Origin of the sequence: Saccharopolyspora sp. 6M (assembly GCF_020176775.1) — a bacterium.
Classification (GTDB): Bacteria; Actinomycetota; Actinomycetes; order Mycobacteriales; family Pseudonocardiaceae; genus Saccharopolyspora_C; species Saccharopolyspora_C gregorii.
In genome coordinates this window covers 1-17,854 of record NZ_JAIUJZ010000051.1, presented here as the reverse complement: position 1 = coordinate 17,854, position 17,854 = coordinate 1, and the positions used below count along the sequence as shown (strand labels likewise).

Below are 17,854 nucleotides of genomic sequence, written 5' to 3'. Positions count from 1 at the left end.
CAGAACCGGAAGCTGATGGGCTGGGCGCGCACCGCGCCGACCCACGCCCACGTGCTGAGCACCCCCGACGTCGACGCGATCGCCCGCGCAGTCCGCGAGGCCGATGAGCGCGGCGTCATCGCCCGCGGCCTGGGCCGCAGCTACGGCGACGTGTCGCAGAACGCGGGCGGCACGGTCATCGACATGACCGCGCTGAACCGCATCCACGACATCGACCCGGACAAGGCCGTGGTCGACGTGGACGCGGGCGTGAGCCTGGACCAGCTGATGAAGGCGGCGCTGCCGCACGGCCTGTGGGTCCCGGTGCTGCCGGGCACCCGCCAGGTCACCATCGGCGGCGCCATCGGCTGCGACATCCACGGCAAGAACCACCACTCGCACGGCAGCTTCGGCAACCACGTGCTGTCGATGGACCTGCTCACCGCCGACGGCGAGGTCCGCACCCTGACCCCGGACGGGGAGGGCTCGGAGCTGTTCTGGGCGACGGTGGGCGGTGTCGGCCTGACCGGCATCGTGCTGCGCGCCAAGGTGAAGATGAAGCGCACCGAGAGCGCGTACTTCATCGTCGACGCCGACCGCACGAAGGACCTGGACGAGACGCTGGAGCTGTTCTCCAACGGCTCGGACATGAACTACGACTACTCGATGGCGTGGTTCGACGCGATCTCCACCGGCCCGAAGCTGGGCCGCTCGGCGTTCTCCCGCGGCTCGCTGGCCAAGCTCGACGAGCTGCCGCCGAAGCTGCGCGCCGACCCGCTGAAGTTCGACGCGCCGCAGCTGCTGACCTTCCCGGACGTGTTCCCGAACGGGCTGGCCAACAAGCTGACGTTCAGCACGCTCAGCGAGGTCTGGTACCGCAAGACGCCGAAGGCGGGCCGCGGCCAGGTGCAGAACCTGACGGCCTTCTACCACCCGCTGGACATGTTCGGCGAGTGGAACCGCGCCTACGGTTCCAAGGGTTTCCTGCAGTACCAGTTCATCCTGCCGTTCGAGCAGCACGAGGCGCTGCGCACGCTGGTGAAGCGCATCGCCGAGTCCGGTCACGTGTCGTTCCTCAACGTCCTCAAGCGGATGGGCGACAGCAGCCGCGCGCCGCTGTCGTTCGCGATGCCGGGCTGGACGATCACCGTCGACTTCCCGATCAAGGACGGCCTGAGCCGGTTCTGCCAGGAACTGGACGAGGTGGTGCTCGGCGCGGGCGGGCGTCTGTACTTCGCGAAGGACTCGCGGACCACGCCCGAGATGATCCAGCAGATGTACCCCCGCCTCGACGAGTGGCGCAAGGTCCGCGCCGCCGTCGACCCGCAAGGAATCTTCCACTCCGATCTGTCCCGAAGGTTGGCCCTGTGATCGACGCCGTTGGAAACCCGCAGTCCCTGTTCATCCTCGGTGGTACGTCCGACATCGCGTTGGCGACCGCGGAGCAGTACGCGAACCAGCGCCCGCTCCGGATCGTGCTGGCCGCGCGCCCCGAGGAGGCCGACCTGGTCGCAGCCGCCGCGGAGCGGCTGCGCAAGACCGGCAGCACGGTCAGCACCATCGAGTTCGAGGCCACCGACCCGGAAACGCACGGCGACGTGGTCGAGAAGGCCTTCGCCGACGGCGACATCGACGTCACCCTGGTCGCCTTCGGCGTGCAGCTCGACAACGAGAAGTGCTGGACCGACCCGGCCGCCGCCCGGCTGACCGCGGAGGTCAACTACGTGGCGCCGATGTCGCTGGGCGTGCACCTGTCGAACAAGCTGCGCAAGCAGGGCCACGGGCACCTGGTGATGATGGCTTCGCCCGCCGGTGAGCGCGCCCGCCGGACGAACTTCGTCTACGGCTCCGCCAAGGGCGGCATCGACCTGTTCTACTCCGGGCTGACCTACGCCCTGGAGGGTTCGGGCGTGAAGGTCACGGTCGTGCGCCCGAACTTCGTGAAGACGAAGCTCACCGCGGGCATGAAGCCGGCCCCGATGGCGCAGACGCCGGAGCAGGTCGGCGCCGCGATCATCGACGCCGTCCGCAAGGGCAAGGAGTCCATCTGGGTTCCGGGGCAGATGCGCTGGGTGATGGTCGTGCTGCGGCACCTGCCGCGGGCGATCTTCCGCAAGCTGTCGTTCTGATCCGGAACGCGTGAGCGAGGGCCGCCGGGCGCACCGGCGGCCCTTTCTCTTGCTCGGGGCGGTTCCAGCGGGGTGAACGGACCGTTCGCCCAACGGGATCGGACGAACGGTCCGCTCACCCGGTACCGGCTCAGCCTCGCGCGGCCGCACACCCCCGCGGGCCGGTGCCGCCGGTCAGCGGGTGCGCAGCGGGAGCTTCCGCACGCCGGTCATGTTCGGGTTGGGCTGGAACTCCGGCGGATCCGAAGGGTCGGTGGCCAGCTTCGGGAACCGGTCCAGCAGCAGGTCCAGCGCGACCTTCCCCTCCAGCCGCGCCAGCGGTGCGCCGAGGCAGAAGTGGATGCCGCGGCCGAAGCCGAGCTGCGGGTTCGGGTGGCGGGTCGGGTCGAAGACGTCCGGGTTCGGGAACTGCCGCGGATCCCGGTTCGCCGCGGCCACCCACACCATCAGCAGCTGGTCGGCCGGGATGCGCTGCCCGCCGAGTTCGGTCTCGGCGGTGGTCACCCGGCCGAGCGTGGCGAACGGGCTGAGGAAGCGCAGCGATTCCTCGATCACCGAGGGCAGCGTGCCGCGATCCGCCCGGGTGCGGGCCTCGTGCTCGGGATGGGCGTCCAGGCAGAGCACGGTGTTGCCGAGCAGCATCGTGGTGGTGATGTGCCCTGCGATGAGCAGCACGTTCGCGAAGTTCACGACTTCCTCGCGCGTGAGCCGCTCCCCGTCCACTTCGGCTTCCACGAGCTTCGTGAGCAGGTCCCCGCGCGGGTGCGCGCGCCGCTCGTCGACGTGGGGGGCCAGGTAGTCGGTGAGGTTGCGGACCTGGGCGAGCACCTCGTCCAGCTCGCGCTGCTGCTCCGGCGTCCGGTCCTTCAGCGACAGCGTCGCGTCGCTGGTGAACATCGCGTCCACCCACTGCTTGAACAGACCGCGGTCGTCGGCGGGCACGCCGAGCAGCTCGGCGATGACGATCACCGGCAGCGGGTAGGCGAGGTCGGCGACCAGTTCCAGCCGGTCGGTGCCGTCGACGGCGTCGAGCAGCTCACCGGTGAGTTCGGCGATGCGCGGTTCGAGCCCGGCGACGACCTTCGGGGTGAAGGCGTGGGTGACGAGCCTGCGCAGCTTGTCGTGCTCCGGCGGATCCATCCGCACCAGGTTGCCGTCGGCGAACTCGTCGCCCTGCGGGAACAACCGGCTGGTGTCGGAGGAGAACGTCACCGGGTCGTTGAGCAGGTGCAAGGTCTCGGAGTGTCCGTAGACGTTCCACAACCCGGTGGACTCGTCGTACTGCACGGGCTCGCCGGGGCGTTCGCCGCGCAGCCAGAACTGCGACGCCGGTGATCCCCAGTCTTCGATCGCGGTCATGATGTCCCCTTCATCGAACGTCGGGTGGAATCCGCCGGGGGGCGTTCGCCGCGTCCAGCGCGTCGAACAGCTCCCGGTAGCCGTTGATCAGTTCGGTGAGCAGCGCGTCGATCCGGTCCGCGACGGCGCGCACCACCGCCGGGTCCGGCTCCGCCGGTGGTTCGAACGCGTGCCGGATGGTGTGCGCGAGGGCGTCGGCCTTCGACTCCCGATCGATGCCGGAGAGGGCGGGCTTGTAGTCGTCGGCGAGGAAGAACCCGAGCGCGGCGGCGTTGAGCGTGTAGGCCAGGTCGGGCAGGTCGTCGCGGAGCAGCCCGGACTCGGCCAGCACCGCGTAGAACCGCTCGTTGGTCCGCTGCATCCACTCCTCGCCGGAGCGGTCCGCACCGGATGGCCGGCGGAGCTCGCCCAGGACTTCGGCGTCTCCGGTGATCAGCGCCAGCGCCAGCGGGCGGCGGAAGGTCACGAGGTAGGCCAGCCGCAGCAACCGGTGCGGGCGCACCTCGTCCGGGTCGTCCCGCAGGCCGCCGCGGAGGTCGTCGACGAGCGCGATCGACTCGCGCAGCAGGAGGCCTTGGAACAGCGCGACCTTCGTCTTCCAGTGCAGGTAGACGGTGCCCTTGCCGACGCCTGCCCGGCGGGCGACGTCGTCGACGGTGACCTTCCGGTACCCGTGGCGCAGCAGCAGTTCGCCCGCGGCGTCGAGGATCCGGTCGGCTCGGGTGGTGTCGCGGGGCACTGGGTTCCTCTCCTGCGCCGGTCCGGGCGGCGCCGTCTCGTGGACTCCGTGACCGGATTCGCTCATCTGGTCACGGAGTCACGCTAGACCCGCCGGGCAGCGGCGGGCAAGCATCGGGACGGACTGCGGAGCGTCACCACAGACTCGCGATCGCCCGGCCGATGTCACCCTTCCGTGCCGGATCGCGGTGACGGGCCTGCCTGGCGGCCGCTCACCGGCGCGCATTCCCCCGCCAGGGGGTCTAGCTTCGGGAGGACCTGAGGACGTCGCCAGAAGGGAGCTGTCATGGGACTCGGCAGCCTCAAGGACAAGCTGTTGAACATGGGCAAGCAGCACAGCGACAAGGTCGAACAGGGCATCGACAAGGGAAGTGATGCGGTCAAGAAGAAGTTCGGCCACGAGCAGCAGATCGATCAGGCCGCCGAGAAGGGCAAGGACTACTTCCGCAACCAGGACTCAGGACCGAAGCAGTAGTCCGCGCTCCGCTGCGCGGCCGAAGCCGAACCGGAGGGACCTGGCGAGGGTGGTCCCGACCGCGCGGTGGCCGGCAGCGCCCCGAGAGGGGTCGTCCCGCACGCGCGGGGACGGCCCCTCTCCTCGCGTCCGGGGCCGTTCGCGCGGGTGCCCCGGGGGCGCGGGTCACGCCCGGACGGCGATCGCCAACCCCTGCCCGACGCCCACCGAGGCCGCCGCGATGCCCAGCCCGCCGCCCCGGTGCCGCAGGTGGCGGCACAGGTCCAGCACGATGCGCGGCATCGACGCCCCCAGCGGGTGCCCGTAGGCGAGGGCGCCGCCGTGCACGTTCACCCGCTCCCGGTCCACGCCGGGCAGGTGCTCCAGCACCGCCAGCACCACCGCGGCGAACGTCTCGTTGATCTCCCACAGATCCACGTCGGCCGCGGTCACCCCGAGCTTGCGCAACAGCGCGCGGATCGCGGGCACCGCGGACAGCGCGAAGTGGTGCGGTTCCGTCCCGGTGCTCGCCGAACCCACCAGCTCGCCCCACGGCCGCACGCCGAGCCGTTCGGCCTGCGCCTCGGTGCCGACGAGCGCGGCCAGCGCCCCGTCCGACAGCGGCGCCGAATTCCCCACGGTGACCGGCCCGCCCGGGGAGAACGCGGGGTCGAGCCTGCCGAGCTTGCGCAGGTCGGTGTCCGGCCGCACCGACTCGTCGCGGCGCACCACCTCCCCGTCGGGTGCGGTCACCGGGAACGCGAACCCGTCGTGCAGGCCCGCGTCCCACGCGGCCGCCGCCCGCCGGTGGGAGCGAAGAGCGCACCCGTCCAGCTGTTCGCGGGTGATGCTGAGGTCCAGCGCGGTCCGCTCCGCGGCGTGCCCGAGCGGCACCGTCCACGCCGAGAGCATCCGCGGGTTCACCAGCCGCCAGCCCGCGGCCGTGGACACCGCCTCCATCCGGTCCGGCATGGCCCGCTCGGCGCGCGGCACCACGAACGGCGCGCGGCTCATGCCTTCCACCCCGCCCGCGACGAGCAGCTCGGCCTCGTCGGCCTTGACGGCCCGCGCCGCCTGCACGAGCGCCTCACCGCCGGAGGCGCACAACCGGTTGACGGTGACGCCCGGGACGGTGGCGGGCAGCCCGGCGAGCAGCGCCGCCATCCGCGCCACGTTGCGGTTCTCCTCGCCGGCGCCGTTGGTGTTGCCGTAGAGCACGTCCTCGATCCGCGCCGGGTCGAGCCGCCCGCTGCCGCCGGGACCGTGCCTGCACAGCAGTTCGGTCAGCGGCAGGGCGGCGAGGTCGTCGACGCGGATCCCGGACAGCGAACCCCGGTAGCGTCCGAACGGGGTGCGGGCGGCGTCGAGGACGTAGGCGCGGGCCATGGCTCCATGCTGGCCGAACCGGCGGCGCCGGTGGAAGGTGCGGGCGGAGTCGCTGTCAGCTCGCTGGGAGTTCCACGGTGGCGGACCCCTCGCCGAGCGCGGTGATGCGTCCGCCGCGCGCGCCGAGCTCCCGCAGCCTGCGCAGGTCCCGGTCGCCGCGCAGCACCACCTCCTGGCTCGTCCGCTCGGGGTCGCTGACCCGCTCCAGTTCGCCGCGCGCCGCGAAGCCCGCGTCGACGGTGGTCTTGAGCGCCCCGGTGGAGGCCAGCGAGCCGCGCGCGGCGCCGAGCCGGCCCAGCGCGTCGTCCACCGCGTCCAGCAGCGCCACCCGGTTGCCCTCGGTCATGGCCCGCACCAGCTCCGGGTCGGAGGCGGCGACGCGGGTGGCGTCCCGGAACGACCCGGCGGCCAGCGACAGCGCGAGCGGCCCGCCGTCCGCGCCGACGGCGGCGAGGACGTTCGCGAACACGTGCGGCAGGTGCGAGATGCGGGCGACGGCGTCGTCGTGCTCGGCGGCGGAGGTGGCGACGACGTGCGCACCGCAGTCCAGCGCCAGTTCGGCGGCGTCCCGCCACGCCTCCAGCGAGGTGCCCTCCTCGACGACGACCGCCCACGGCGCGCCGCGGAACAGCTCGGCGGACCCGGCGGCCCAGCCGGAGGACGCGGTGCCCGCCATCGGGTGACCGCCCGCGTAGCGCGCGCCGGGCAGCAGGCCGCGCACCTCGGCGTCCACCGGGTCCTTGACGCTGACCACATCGGTGAGCCGCGCTTCCGGCGCGTGCCAGGCGACCTCGCGCAGCACGGCGCGCACCGAGGTCAGCGGGGTGGCGACGACGACGAGGGCGTCCTGCTCGGCGGCGCGGCGCAACGCCTCCTCGGTGCTGTCCACCTGGTAGCCGTCGCCGCGGGCCCCGGCGGCGTCGTCGGCTCCCGCGGTGGCACCCCAGGCGGGGCGTCCGGCGGCGGTGGCGGCGCGCAGCACCGAGCCACCGATCAATCCCAGTCCGATCACGCACACGGCACGCATGGACCCATCCTGCCCGACCCCGGGGCGGGGCAGCGCCACCCGGTCGTGCGGTTGTGCACCCCCGTTCGCGGTGCCGAAGGTCACGAGCGCGCAATAGTGCTTTCGGGTGGCACCCGCACGCTCTACCGTGGTCCGCATGACAGGGCAGGAGCCGGAGGCGGGCTTCGCCGTGGCCGTGGTTCGCGAGGACGGCCGGTGGCGGTGCAGTGCGTTGGAGGGCTCGGTGTTGGGCGGGCTCGACGACACGATCACCGCGTTGCGGGCCTTGCGCTCGACCGGCGCGGTGTTCGGCATGTGCAACGTGGACGACGAGTTCTTCGTGCTGATCCGCCCGATCCCCGGTGGCGTCGACCTGCTGCTGTCGGACGCGGCGGCCGCCCTGGACTACGACATCGCCGCGGACGTGCTGGACCTGCTGCGTGCGGACGCCCCCGACGAGGACGACGACGAGGTGTGGCCGGAGGGCAACCTGTCGATCCTGTCCGACATCGGACTCCCGGAGGGCGAACTCCTCGTGATCATCGAGGAGGTCGACCTGTACCCGGACGAGCAGCTGGAGATGATCGCGCAGCGCTGCGGTTTCGGGGAGCAGTTCGCCGGCGTGCTGGAGAAGCTGGACCAGTGATGCCCCGCGACACCGAGCTGGTGCGCGCCGCGCTGGAGGTCGCCCCCGGTGCGCTGGCCACCGGCGACGTGCCGATCGGCGCCGTGGTCGCCGCCCCCGACGGCCGCGTCCTGGCCCGCGCCCACAACCGCCGCGAAGACCTCGCCGACCCGACCGCGCACGCCGAGGTGCTGGCGCTGCGCGCCGCCGCCGCGGAGTGGGGCGACGGCTGGCGGCTCGCCGACTGCACGCTCGCCGTGACCGTGGAGCCGTGCACGATGTGCGCGGGCGCGCTGGTCCTGTCCCGGGTGTCCCGGCTGGTGTTCGGCGTGTGGGAACCGCGCACCGGCGCCGTCGGCTCGCTGTGGGACGTGGTGCGGGACCGCCGCAGCAACCACCGCCCGGAAGTGGTGGGCGGCGTGCTGGCCGCCGAGTGCGCGCGGCTGCTGGAAGGATTCTTCGACCAGCACCGGTGATCTGCGCCACGTGCGCGTGATGCCGGATCATGAGGGGTACTCCCACGCGTGAACCGAATGCTGCGGAAGGAGTCATCATGGGCGTGTTCGACAAGGCCAAGCACCAGGCTCAGCAGTGGACCGGCAAGGCCAAGGAGGCGGCCGGGAACGCCACCGGCAACGACGAGCTGAAGAACGCCGGCAAGCGCGACCAGGTCGAAGGCCAGGTCAAGGAGACCGGCCAGGACGTCAAGGACAAGGCCGCCGGCGCCGTGCAGGACGTCCAGGACAAGTTCAAGGGCTCCGGCGAGAGCGAGTCCAGCGGTTCCTGATCTTCGACCCCCGCCTGAGGCGCCGAACGAGCGTGCAGTAGCCTAGTCGGCGGTAGCGTGTCCGAGCGGCCGAAGGAGCGCGCCTCGAAAGCGCGTGAGGTGAGAGCCTCCGTGGGTTCGAATCCCACCGCTACCGCCAGCGAAGAGCCGGTCCCCACAGGGGACCGGCTCTTCGGCGTTCGGGGCCCGGTTCTCCGGGGGCGCCGCGCACGGGGAGCTGGCTCGGCTCCCGGCACCGTCTCGTCGGGGGCAACCTCCTGACCGGGCCGTGCACCGCGATCCCGGGTCGACCCGGAGCGGACGACAGTGCCACCGGCGTCGAGTTCCTCGTGGTCCGCGACGACCGGGTCGTGGATCCTCGTACCCGGCGAACCGGCCGTTCCACCGCTGAACCTCCGCGCGACGCCCCGCCGGGTCAGCTGGTCGGGGGGTGCGGGTGGTTCTCGACGTTCATCGGTTCGATCAGGCCGGAGTCCTCCTCGCCCGCGAAGTCCTCCCAGTCCATGTTGGCGAGGGACAGGTTGATCTCCATCTCGACGAGGGCGCCGGTGGTGGCGCGGCGGGTCTCGCCGAAGCCGTCCTCGTCGAGGCTGACCACCAGCACGTCGTGCTCGGGCGCGGTCATGGTGTGCGCGTCGGCGACGACGAGCAGCGGCCAGTCCGCGTCCGCCGGGACGAGGGCGGTCAGCTGCGCCGCGGAGAGTCCGGCGTAGCGGCGGTCGTCGACCAGGACCACGTTCGCCGACCAGGGTTCGTCGTCCGGTTCGCCTTCGAAGTAGTCGGCGGTGGTGCGGGCCGCGGTCGCCGCCCACGCCGCGTCGTCGGAGAAGTCGGTGCGCACCACGGGCACCTCTTCGGTGCCGGGCAGCTCGGGGACGTTCGCGGGGCGCGTCGGCCGCGCGGGACGGGCGCGCTTCGCCGGGACCGCCGGGGCGAGCGGCTTCGGGCGGTGCGCCCACAGGATCTCGTCGTGCGCGTCGACGAGGGCGAGGAACCCGTCGTCGGTCACCAGCAGCGCTTCCGCGCGCACGTCCGGCGCCGGACCGATGATGCCGGGCAGCGCGTAGCCGTCCGGCCGGACGGTGCGCGGCTCGCCGTCCTCGGTGAGCGCGAACCCGTCGCCCCGCCGGATCGGCTCGTGCCACAGCACCGGACCGTCCACCCGGCACAGGAAGCACGCGTCCTCCTCGCCGACGACGAACTGGTACTCCCCGTTCGCGGAGGTCAGCGAGGCGTTCCGCAGCGTCTGCCCGCGCCGCACCCGGTGGCCGTCGGCGGGGGAGTTCCAGCCGTCCCAGCGCTTCGGCGCGCGCGGCGATTCCCACAGCACGTGACCCTGCTCGTTCTTCAGCGCGATCTTGCCCCAGTCGTGGACCACCAGGGACTCGACCGGTTCGCGTTGGGGGCCGGTGGACCAGAGCCGCTCGCCGGTGTGCGCGTAGACCACGAGGTCGCCGTCCTCTTCCAGAGCGAGGCGGCCGGGGCGGCCGAACGCCGGATCCGGATCGGACACCAGGGGCGAGTCGAGCACCCCCCGCTGGTAGTTCGTGCCGGTGGCCCACACCGCGACCGAGTCGGCGTTCCGGTAGAGGACGACGTTGCCGTCGTGCTGGTGCACCAGGCCGTACTCGCCGGAGGGGCAGCTCACCGCGCGGCGGCTCAGGTGCTCGCCCGGCCGCAGCACGAGCGCATGTCCGTATCCAGGTATCACGCCGCGGGACACTAGATCAACGCACCGACAGGCCGGCGGCTATTCGAGCCGAGCGTGGATCTCGGGTAGCAGGCTCGCACCGAACGCCTGCTTCAACCGCGCTTTCGCCTTGTCCAGCAGCAGTTCCTGGAGCGGGTCCAGGCAGTGCCGCACGACCGCCGGATGGCGGGGCGGGGACTTGCACAGCACGACCGCGAGCGTCCGCAGCGCGGGCAGCAGTGCGGCGGCCTGCTCGATCCCGGTGAGGCCGAGCGCTTCGGTGAGGCGGGTCCAGAGCTGCTTCGTGCACGCGGAGACGACCTCGGCGGGGATCTTGCGGCGGCCTGCGTTGACCACCTCGTCGAGCTGCTTTCCCACCACCTGGGGAATCGCGTCCCAGGCGCGCTTCGCCTCCTCGATCACCACGACCAGCTGCACGAGCAGTTCGCACCAGAAGTGCTCCGCCATCGCCGCGCGGGTTCCGGTGCCCAGCGGGCCGAAGTCCCGCTCGACCTGGTCGAGGACCTGGCCGAGCAGCTCGCCCACCGCTTCGACCCGGTCCACATCGGTGCGGGCGGTGGCGAGCCTCCGGTCGGTGTCCGCCCGTTCCCGGGCCGCGGTGTCGGCTTCCTCGTCGGACGTCGGAGGTGGCGGAGATTCCTGCCGTCCTGCACCGGACCCGGTGGCTCCGTCGTCGGACGTCGAATCCGGTGGGGGACTCTGGTGCTCCGCACGGGACTCGGCGGTCCGGTGCACCGCGCGGAGCGCCCGGAGCACGTGTTCGCGCGCGGTGTCCACCGCGGCGCGCTTGTGCCCGATCGTCGAGCGGGAGCGGTTCTCGCTCCCGGAAGCCTTGCGCTCGGCCGCCTCCCACCTGCGGTCGGCTCGTTCCCGGAAGTCGTCGAGGGCGTCGGGGGCCGGGTCGCGGATCAGCGAGACGGCGCCGGGCCACCCGTGCAGGGTGTTGGCGCACCGGCACTTGCAGGTGTCGCCGCCGGCACGTTCGCAGTGGGACGGATGCGTCAATGCTCCTCCAGGGCGCGGAGAAAGAGCCGCCGCCAACGGATGCTTCCGGGCCGCGCGGCCCCGCCCTACCGCTGGTCCAGCGAAACTCGCTGCGTCGCGGCGCAGGTCGCGGGCTTGCTCGTTCGGGGCATCCGAGGCGCTCGGACGGCGGGTGGGTGCTGACCCGGCGCACCGGTGCTCGCCGCCGAACGGGGAACGCGGGGTCCGGCGCGCTGCTCCGTTCCGGCGTCGGGCGGGGCGTCGACGTCGAGTGCGCCGGTGCCGCGGTGCGCCCCGAATCCTGGTGAATGCCCGGGTTCCGGACGGGGATGCTGCTGGGTGGGTCGGTGCAGGCGTCGGCGGCTGGAGGAGCGCGGAACATGTGCGGAATCGCGGGACTGGTGTCGTTCGAGGACGACGTGAACCGGCGGCGGGACGTCGTGGCGGCGATGACGGAGACGATGGCCTGCCGCGGCCCGGACGCGGCGGGGGTGTGGCTGGACCGGCACGTCGCGCTCGGCCACCGCAGGCTCGCCGTGATCGACATCGAGGGCGGGGCGCAGCCGATGCGCGCGGACACCCCGGACGGTCCGGTGGTGCTGACCTACAGCGGCGAGACCTACAACTTCCCGGAGCTGCGCGAGGAACTGCGCGGTCGCGGCCACCGGTTCGGCACCTCCAGCGACACCGAGGTGGTGCTGCGGGCCTACCTGGAGTGGGGCGAGGAACTCGTCGACCGGCTCAACGGCATGTACGCGTTCGCGATCTGGGACGGCCGCGCCGAGAAGCTCGTCATGGTGCGCGACCGGATGGGCATCAAACCGTTCTACTTCCAGCGCACCCGGGACGGCGTGCTGTTCGGTTCGGAGCCGAAGGCGATCCTGGCGCACCCGGACGTGCGGCCGGTGATCGCGGCGGACGGGGTGAACGAGCTGCTCGGCGGGATCAAGACGCCGGGGCACGCGATCTGGGCGGACATGCGCGAGGTGGTGCCGGGCACGCTGGTCGTGGTGGACCGGGACGGGCTGCGCGAACGCACCTACTGGACGTTGCGCACCGCCGAGCACACCGACGACCTCGACACGACGATCGCCACGATCCGGGAGCTGCTGGACGACTCGGTGCGGCGGCAGCTGACCGCGGACGTGCCGCTGGGCGTGCTGCTGTCCGGCGGCCTCGATTCGAGCGCGCTGACCGCGCTGTCGGCCGGCCAGCTGGCGGCGCGGGACGAGCGGGTGCGCAGCTACTCGGTGGATTTCGTGGGCCTGGCGGAGAACTTCCGCCCGGATGACATGCGGGCGACGCCGGATTCGCCGTTCGTGCACGACGTGGCGCGGCACGTCGGATCGGTGCACCGGGACATCGTGCTCTCCGACGCGGCCCTGGCCGATCCGGCGACGCGGCGGACGGTGCTGGCGGCGAAGGACTTCTCGGTGGGTGCCGCCGATGTGGACACCTCGCTGTACCTGCTGTTCCAGGCGATCCGGGAGCACTGCACGGTCGCGCTGTCCGGGGAGACCGCGGACGAGCTCTTCGGCGGCTACCCGTGGTTCCACGACCCGGTGGCGCAGCAGGCCGAGATCTTCCCGTGGATGGTGCCGGTGTTCGCCGCCGGTGAGATGTCCGCGGACGAAGGCGGGCCCGCCGTGTCGGAGTTCTTCGACCCGGACCTGGACGCCCGGATCGACCTGATGACCTACCTGAAGGACCGCTACCGCGACGCGGCCGCCGAAGTGGAACCGCTGCCCGGCGAAGATCCGCACGAAGCGCGGATGCGGGTGATGAGCCACGTGCACCTGACCCGCTTCCTGCGGGCGCTGCTGGACCGCAAGGACCGGATCAGCATGGCCGTCGGCCTGGAGGTGCGCGTCCCGTTCTGCGACCACCGGCTGGTCGAGTACGTGTTCAACGCGCCGTGGGCGATGAAGAGCTTCGACGGCCGGGAGAAGAGCCTCCTGCGCGCCGCCACCCGCGACGTGCTGCCGGAATCGGTGCTGCAACGGGTGAAGAGCCCGTACCCGTCCACCCAGGACCCGGGCTACGCGGGGAAGTTGCAGGCGATGGGCCGCGAGGTGCTGGCGGACCCGGACCACCCGATGTTCCAGGTCATCTACCGCAAGTGGTTCGACGCCACGGTGAGCACGCCGCCCGCGGAACTCCCCGGCTACGAACGGGAGAAGCTGGACCGGGCCCTCGACATCGCGGCTTGGCTGGAGCAGCACCGCCCGGAGATCCGGGTCTGAAAACCGTGTCGTCCCCTGCTGCTCGGGGATGGGGTGGCGGAACCTCAGCGTCCTCCTCGCTGCGGGATCGTTTTCACCGGTGGCTCCGCCACAGGAGAAAACGCTGTCCTCGCGAGGAGAACGCTGAGAACCCGCTGCGGTGCGAGGTGCTCAGGTGGTCGGCGGCTCAGCGGCTTCGCCGCTGACGGGAAACGGCGCGAGGTCCGCGGTCTCGATCGACGAGGTTTCGCCCGGCGTACGGGTGAAATCGGTTCGGGCGTCACCTGGGCGCGGTAGCGTCGGGCGCCGCTGTGATCGTTCGAGCGCTGGGGGTTCGGAGTGGGATCGTCGAAGGTGCTGGCCGGGGCGCTGGCCGCGTGCGGGGTGCTGATGGTGTTGCCGGGTTCGGCGGCGGCAGCCGAGGTGCGCATCCACGACGTGCAGGGCGCGGGCCGCGTCTCGCCTCTGCTGGGGCAGCGGGTGAGCGGTGTGCCGGGCGTGGTCACCGGCGTCCGGACCGAGGGCACCGCACCGGGTTTCTGGTTCCAGGACCCGGAACCTGACGGCGATCCGCGCACCAGCGAAGGCCTGTTCGTCTACACCCCGGACGCGCCGCCGCGGGTCGCGGTGGGCGACGTGGTGGCGGTGTCCGGCACGGTCGCCGAGTACTACGCGGTCGGCGACGGCGAGCAGCCGGAGACCACGCCGAACCAGTCGGTGACCGAGCTGTCCGGCGCCACCTGGGAGATCACCGGCGCGGCACCGGTCCCGGCGGCGGAGCCGATCGCCCCGGAATCGGTACCGGCGGCGTACGCCCCGGACGGCGAGCTGGACGCGCTGCCGCTCGACCCGGCCCGGTTCGCGCTGGACTACTACGAGTCCCGCGAGCACATGAACGTCTCCGTCGCCGACGCGCGCGTGGTGGGCCCGACCGACTCGTACGGCGCGCTGACCGTCACCTCGAAGCCCGCGCAGCAGGCCGGCGAGCGCGGCACCACCACCTACACCGGCTACGACGAGCCGAACTCGGGCCGGTTGAAGGTGGAGCCGGTGGGCCTGCCGGTCCCGGCGGCGAACGTCGGCGACGAGCTGACCGGGCGCACCGAGGGGCCGCTGGACTACAGCCGGTTCGGCGGCTACCTGCTGGCGGCGACGGCGCTCGGCGAGCACCGGCCGGTGGGCGTCGAACCGGAGGTCACCCGCGCGCAGGATCCGGACGAACTGGCCGTCGCCACCTACAACGTGGAGAACCTGGCGGGCACCGACGAGCAGTCGAAGCTCGACCGGCTGGCCCGCGGCGTCGCGGTGAACCTGGCGGCCCCGGACGTGATCGCCCTCGAAGAGGTGCAGGACGACACCGGCGCCACCGACGACGGGGTGGTCGCCGCCGACGGCACGCTGCGCCGCCTGGTGGACGCCATCGCCGCCGCGGGCGGCCCGCGCTACGAGTGGCGGCAGATCGACCCGGTGGACGGCGCCGACGGCGGGCAGCCGGGCGGCAACATCCGGGTGGCGTTCCTGTTCGACCCGGCCCGGGTGTCCTTCGTGGACCGTCCCGGCGGGGACGCGGTCACGCCGGTCCGCGCGGTGCCCGCGGGGGACCGCGCCGAGCTGAGCGCCTCCCCGGGCCGCATCGCGCCCGCCGACCCGGCATGGGAGGCGAGCCGGAAGCCGCTGGTCGGCGAGTTCTCGTTCCGCGGCGAGCAGGTGTTCGTCGTCACGAACCACTTCACCTCGAAGGGCGGCGACCAGCCGATGCACGGCCGGTTCCAGCCGCCCGCGCGGGAGTCGGAGCGGCAGCGGGTCGAGCAGGCCCGGCTGGTGCGCGGTCTCGTCGCGGACCTCACGGCGATCGACCCGGGCGCGAAGGTCGTCGTCACCGGCGACCTCAACGACTTCGGCTTCTCCCCGGCGGTGTCCGCGCTGACCGAGGGCGGGCTGCTGAGCTCCGCCGCCGACGCGCTGCCGCCGGTCGAGCGGTACAGCTACGTGTACGAGGGCAACGCCCAGGCGCTCGACCACGTGCTCACCACCCCGGGCGTCGGGCGGGTGGACTACGACGTGGTGCACGTGAACGCCGAGTTCGCCGACCAGACCAGCGACCACGACCCCCAACTCGCACGCCTTCGGCCTTGATGGCCTTCCCGGTCCCGTTGCTCGGGAGTGGGGTGGCGGAACCTCAGCGTGATTCTCGCTGCGGGATCTTTTTCCCAAGTGGCTCCGCCACGAGGGAAAAAGCTGTCCTCGCGAGAATCCCGCTGAGAACCCGCGGGTGGTCCGGTTGGTCAGGTGGTTTCTGCTCATCGGCTTCGCCGCTGACAGGAAGGACGATCTTGGTCAGGGGTGCTCGGCTGCGTCGAGGGCTGGGGTGAGGGGGGCCAGGGCTGCGCGGAGCTGGTCGGGTAGTGGGCCGGTGGGGACGACCAGGCCGTCGGCGCTCCCGGCCGGCTGGAGCCAGGTCTCCAGGGCGATGCGGACCGCCGCGGCGACGCTCGCCGCGAGCACTCGGGCGGCGGTCGCCTCGGTGCCGGGCGCGCGGTCGGCGATGGCCGCCGCGAGCGGCCCTTCGATGCCGGCGGTGGTGTCGAGGAACGCGTCGCGCAGCGCGGGCCGGGTGGTGATCAGCAGCAGCGCCTCGGGGTCGTGCTCGCCGGTGCCGGTGAGCTGCTCGACCACCGCGTCGGTGACGGCGTCGGCCAGGTGCACCTCGGCGGGCCGGGCCGCGACCGCGGCGGCGATCCGCGACTCCCGGTCCGCGGTCACGGCGGAGACGATCGCCTGCTCGCGGCTGGCGAAGTAGTTGTTGTAGGTGCGCGGCGAGACCCCGGCCGCCTCGGCGATGTCCTCGACCCGCACCTGGTCCGGCCCGCGCTCGACCGCCAGGCGCAGCGCCGCCGCGCGCAGTGCTTCGCGCGTGGCCTGCTTCTTCCGCTCCCGCAACCCCGGTGCCGTCGTCACGGCGCCAGCGTCCCACGGCCAGGTGCGTGCACGCAAACTTGCGTGCGCGCACTTTTGCTGTCACGCTCGTCCGCCGGAAGACCGACGGAGGGGATCGCGCCATGCGAGCAAGGGGAATGACCTACGACACCGGGTTCGTCGTGCACGGCCGGACGTCCCGCGAGCACTTCGACCCCGCGGTGGTCCGGCGCGAGCTCGCCATCATCCGCGACGACCTGCACTGCAACGCCGTCCAGATCATCGGCGGCGACCCGCGGCGCATCGAGCTGGCCGCCGGTGCCGCCGCCGACCTCGGCCTGGAGGTCTGGTTCTCGCCCTACCCGCTCGAACTGGAACCGGAGCAGATCCTCGCGCTGTTCCGCGACTGCGCCGTGCGGGCGGAACGGCTCCGGCGGCGAGGAGCCGAGGTCGTGTTCGTCGCGGGGGTCGAGCTGAGCGTGATGAACCGCGGGTTCCTGCCCGGCGACACCCCCGAGGAGCGGGTCGAGCAGCTGGTGGGCCGGCCTGAGCAGCGGGCCGCGGCGCTGCGCGAGCTCGGCGGGCGCGTCAACGCGTTCCTGCGCGACGCCGCGGCCGCGGTCCGCGAGTACTTCGGGGGCGGGCTCACCTACGCCGCCATCCAGTTCGAGCAGGTCGACTGGGCCCCCTTCGACTTCGCGACGTTCGAGCTGATCCGCTCCGCCGAGGTCGCCGACGGGTTCCGCGAAGCGGTGCGCGAGCTGGCCCGCGGTCCGAAGCCGCTCGCCATCACCGGGTTCGGGACCGCGGCCTACCGGGGCGCGGGAGACCGCGGGGGACGGGTGCTGGAGGTGGTCGAGCACGATCCGCGGACCCGGGTTCCGGTGCGGTTGACCGGTTCCTACGAGCGCGACGAGGCCGGTCAGGCCGCCTACCTGGACGAGCTGCTGGAGATCTTCGAAGCGGAGGGCGTGGACGGCGCGTTCGTGTTCCTGTTCGCCCTGCCCGGCTACCCGCACCGCCCGGACGGCGACCCGAGGGACGACTTGGACCGGGCCGGCCTGGGGATCGTCAAGATCCTCGAAGGGCGGCGGGGGACGACCTATCCCGACCTGGAGTGGGAACCGAAGGCCGCCTTCTCGGCGGTGGCGCGGCGGTACCGGGCCGCCGCGGCGGGGGCCGCAACCGCGTGATCATCGCGAATCGGGCCGGAGATCGTCGCACCGGTCGGGCCGAGAACTTCCGGTAGGCACTTCTGGGTGTCACTCAAGGTGAGTACGCTGTGGGCACTGGGTGACGAAGGGGGGAGTCATGGGACAACCGCAGCGGGACGCGTCCAAGGGTGAAGTGCAGGAGCTGGGCGACTCCGCCTAGCAGCCCGGCGGAGCGGTTCGAGTCCTCGCGGGGCGATCGGCCCCGACGGGGTTCTCCGGGAACCCGGGAAAGCAGAAGGGGGGGGGGCGGCGGGGGGGGGGGGGGCGGGCCGGGGGGGGGGGGGGGGGGGGGGGGGGCCGCGGGGGGGGTGTTACAACACCAAAACAGCCAAGTCGCGGGGGGG

The 17,854-nt window shown here is 72.5% G+C and carries 16 protein-coding genes and 1 tRNA gene; 10 read left to right on the top strand and 7 right to left on the bottom strand.

From position 1 onward, the window contains the following. Positions 1–15: 15 nt before the first annotated feature. Together LCD31_RS08630 and LCD31_RS08625 are read left to right on the top strand one after the other, a co-directional pair. Positions 16–1,350 carry an FAD-binding oxidoreductase gene (locus LCD31_RS08630; RefSeq protein WP_224957200.1) on the top strand — a complete coding sequence of 445 codons (1,335 nt, stop codon included), beginning with the start codon at positions 16–18 and terminating at the stop codon, positions 1,348–1,350. After that, positions 1,347–2,108 (top strand): decaprenylphospho-beta-D-erythro-pentofuranosid-2-ulose 2-reductase, encoded by a 762-nt coding sequence (locus LCD31_RS08625; RefSeq protein WP_224957147.1) that lies wholly within the window; start codon positions 1,347–1,349, stop codon positions 2,106–2,108. Before LCD31_RS08630 ends, LCD31_RS08625 begins: the two co-directional genes overlap by 4 nt. 174 nt (positions 2,109–2,282) lie before the next feature. On the opposite strand, the gene LCD31_RS08620 is transcribed toward LCD31_RS08625, so the two are convergent. Together LCD31_RS08620 and LCD31_RS08615 are read right to left on the bottom strand one after the other, a co-directional pair. Further along, positions 2,283–3,467, bottom strand: a complete 1,185-nt coding sequence (locus LCD31_RS08620) for a cytochrome P450 (RefSeq protein ID WP_224957145.1) — start codon at positions 3,465–3,467, stop codon at positions 2,283–2,285. Between the two features lie 10 nt (positions 3,468–3,477). After that, positions 3,478–4,206, bottom strand: a complete 729-nt coding sequence (locus tag LCD31_RS08615; protein ID WP_224957143.1) for a TetR/AcrR family transcriptional regulator — start codon at positions 4,204–4,206, stop codon at positions 3,478–3,480. Positions 4,207–4,491: 285 nt separating this feature from the next. Here LCD31_RS08615 and LCD31_RS08610 point away from each other — a divergent pair, with 285 nt between their 5' ends. Further along, the gene (locus LCD31_RS08610; RefSeq protein WP_224957141.1) at positions 4,492–4,680 is read left to right on the top strand and encodes an antitoxin; all 189 of its coding nucleotides are present in this window, start codon (positions 4,492–4,494) and stop codon (positions 4,678–4,680) included. 165 nt (positions 4,681–4,845) lie between these two features. Here the strand turns inward: LCD31_RS08610 and LCD31_RS08605 are convergent, their stop codons facing one another. After that, positions 4,846–6,045 carry a thiolase family protein gene (locus LCD31_RS08605; RefSeq protein ID WP_224957139.1) on the bottom strand — a complete coding sequence of 400 codons (1,200 nt, stop codon included), beginning with the start codon at positions 6,043–6,045 and terminating at the stop codon, positions 4,846–4,848. Positions 6,046–6,100: 55 nt separating this feature from the next. Next, positions 6,101–7,072: a prephenate dehydrogenase gene (locus tag LCD31_RS08600; RefSeq protein ID WP_224957137.1), complete on the bottom strand. Its 972-nt coding sequence runs from the start codon at positions 7,070–7,072 to the stop codon at positions 6,101–6,103. Positions 7,073–7,208: 136 nt separating this feature from the next. Here LCD31_RS08600 and LCD31_RS08595 point away from each other — a divergent pair, with 136 nt between their 5' ends. The 4 genes from LCD31_RS08595 (at position 7,209) to LCD31_RS08580 (ending at position 8,602) form a co-directional block, all read left to right on the top strand. Next, entirely contained in the window at positions 7,209–7,697 is a 489-nt protein-coding gene (locus tag LCD31_RS08595) for a tRNA adenosine deaminase-associated protein (RefSeq protein WP_224957135.1), read from the top strand. Continuing rightward, entirely contained in the window at positions 7,697–8,152 is a 456-nt protein-coding gene (locus LCD31_RS08590) for a nucleoside deaminase (protein ID WP_224957133.1), read from the top strand. Before LCD31_RS08595 ends, LCD31_RS08590 begins: the two co-directional genes overlap by 1 nt. A gap of 77 nt (positions 8,153–8,229) precedes the next feature. Beyond that, positions 8,230–8,463, top strand: coding sequence for a CsbD family protein (locus tag LCD31_RS08585; RefSeq protein WP_224957131.1), 234 nt, complete (start codon positions 8,230–8,232; stop codon positions 8,461–8,463). Between the two features lie 51 nt (positions 8,464–8,514). Further along, positions 8,515–8,602 (top strand) — tRNA-Ser (locus tag LCD31_RS08580). A gap of 276 nt (positions 8,603–8,878) precedes the next feature. On the opposite strand, the gene LCD31_RS08575 is transcribed toward LCD31_RS08580, so the two are convergent. Both LCD31_RS08575 and LCD31_RS08570 read right to left on the bottom strand, forming a co-directional pair. Next, positions 8,879–10,174, bottom strand: a complete 1,296-nt coding sequence (locus tag LCD31_RS08575; RefSeq protein ID WP_224957130.1) for a hypothetical protein — start codon at positions 10,172–10,174, stop codon at positions 8,879–8,881. A 39-nt stretch (positions 10,175–10,213) separates the two neighbouring features. Continuing rightward, the gene (locus tag LCD31_RS08570) at positions 10,214–11,179 is read right to left on the bottom strand and encodes a hypothetical protein (RefSeq protein ID WP_224957129.1); all 966 of its coding nucleotides are present in this window, start codon (positions 11,177–11,179) and stop codon (positions 10,214–10,216) included. 359 nt (positions 11,180–11,538) lie between these two features. Here LCD31_RS08570 and asnB point away from each other — a divergent pair, with 359 nt between their 5' ends. Next, the gene (gene asnB / locus LCD31_RS08565) at positions 11,539–13,401 is read left to right on the top strand and encodes an asparagine synthase (glutamine-hydrolyzing) (RefSeq protein ID WP_224957128.1); all 1,863 of its coding nucleotides are present in this window, start codon (positions 11,539–11,541) and stop codon (positions 13,399–13,401) included. A 369-nt stretch (positions 13,402–13,770) separates the two neighbouring features. Then, positions 13,771–15,516: an endonuclease/exonuclease/phosphatase family protein gene (locus LCD31_RS08560; RefSeq protein ID WP_224957199.1), complete on the top strand. Its 1,746-nt coding sequence runs from the start codon at positions 13,771–13,773 to the stop codon at positions 15,514–15,516. A gap of 201 nt (positions 15,517–15,717) precedes the next feature. Here LCD31_RS08560 and LCD31_RS08555 read toward each other — a convergent pair whose 3' ends face one another. Then, on the bottom strand, positions 15,718–16,338 hold the full coding sequence (locus tag LCD31_RS08555) for a TetR/AcrR family transcriptional regulator (RefSeq protein ID WP_224957127.1): 621 nt from the start codon (positions 16,336–16,338) through the stop codon (positions 15,718–15,720). Between the two features lie 101 nt (positions 16,339–16,439). Here LCD31_RS08555 and LCD31_RS08550 point away from each other — a divergent pair, with 101 nt between their 5' ends. Continuing rightward, positions 16,440–17,489, top strand: coding sequence for a hypothetical protein (locus LCD31_RS08550; protein ID WP_224957126.1), 1,050 nt, complete (start codon positions 16,440–16,442; stop codon positions 17,487–17,489). Positions 17,490–17,854 lie beyond the last annotated feature (365 nt).

What these genes read in the sequence shown, in the direction of transcription:
- LCD31_RS08630 (WP_224957200.1), top strand. Translation starts at nt 16, where the DNA reads ATGGGCTGGGCGCGCACCGCGCCGACCCACGCCCACGTGCTGAGCACC.
- LCD31_RS08620 (WP_224957145.1), bottom strand. Translation starts at nt 3,467, where the DNA reads ATGACCGCGATCGAAGACTGGGGATCACCGGCGTCGCAGTTCTGGCTG.
- LCD31_RS08610 (WP_224957141.1), top strand. Translation starts at nt 4,492, where the DNA reads ATGGGACTCGGCAGCCTCAAGGACAAGCTGTTGAACATGGGCAAGCAG.
- LCD31_RS08605 (WP_224957139.1), bottom strand. Translation starts at nt 6,045, where the DNA reads ATGGCCCGCGCCTACGTCCTCGACGCCGCCCGCACCCCGTTCGGACGC.
- LCD31_RS08600 (WP_224957137.1), bottom strand. Translation starts at nt 7,072, where the DNA reads ATGCGTGCCGTGTGCGTGATCGGACTGGGATTGATCGGTGGCTCGGTG.
- LCD31_RS08595 (WP_224957135.1), top strand. Translation starts at nt 7,209, where the DNA reads ATGACAGGGCAGGAGCCGGAGGCGGGCTTCGCCGTGGCCGTGGTTCGC.
- LCD31_RS08590 (WP_224957133.1), top strand. Translation starts at nt 7,697, where the DNA reads ATGCCCCGCGACACCGAGCTGGTGCGCGCCGCGCTGGAGGTCGCCCCC.
- LCD31_RS08585 (WP_224957131.1), top strand. Translation starts at nt 8,230, where the DNA reads ATGGGCGTGTTCGACAAGGCCAAGCACCAGGCTCAGCAGTGGACCGGC.
- asnB (WP_224957128.1), top strand. Translation starts at nt 11,539, where the DNA reads ATGTGCGGAATCGCGGGACTGGTGTCGTTCGAGGACGACGTGAACCGG.
- LCD31_RS08560 (WP_224957199.1), top strand. Translation starts at nt 13,771, where the DNA reads ATGGTGTTGCCGGGTTCGGCGGCGGCAGCCGAGGTGCGCATCCACGAC.
- LCD31_RS08550 (WP_224957126.1), top strand. Translation starts at nt 16,440, where the DNA reads ATGCGAGCAAGGGGAATGACCTACGACACCGGGTTCGTCGTGCACGGC.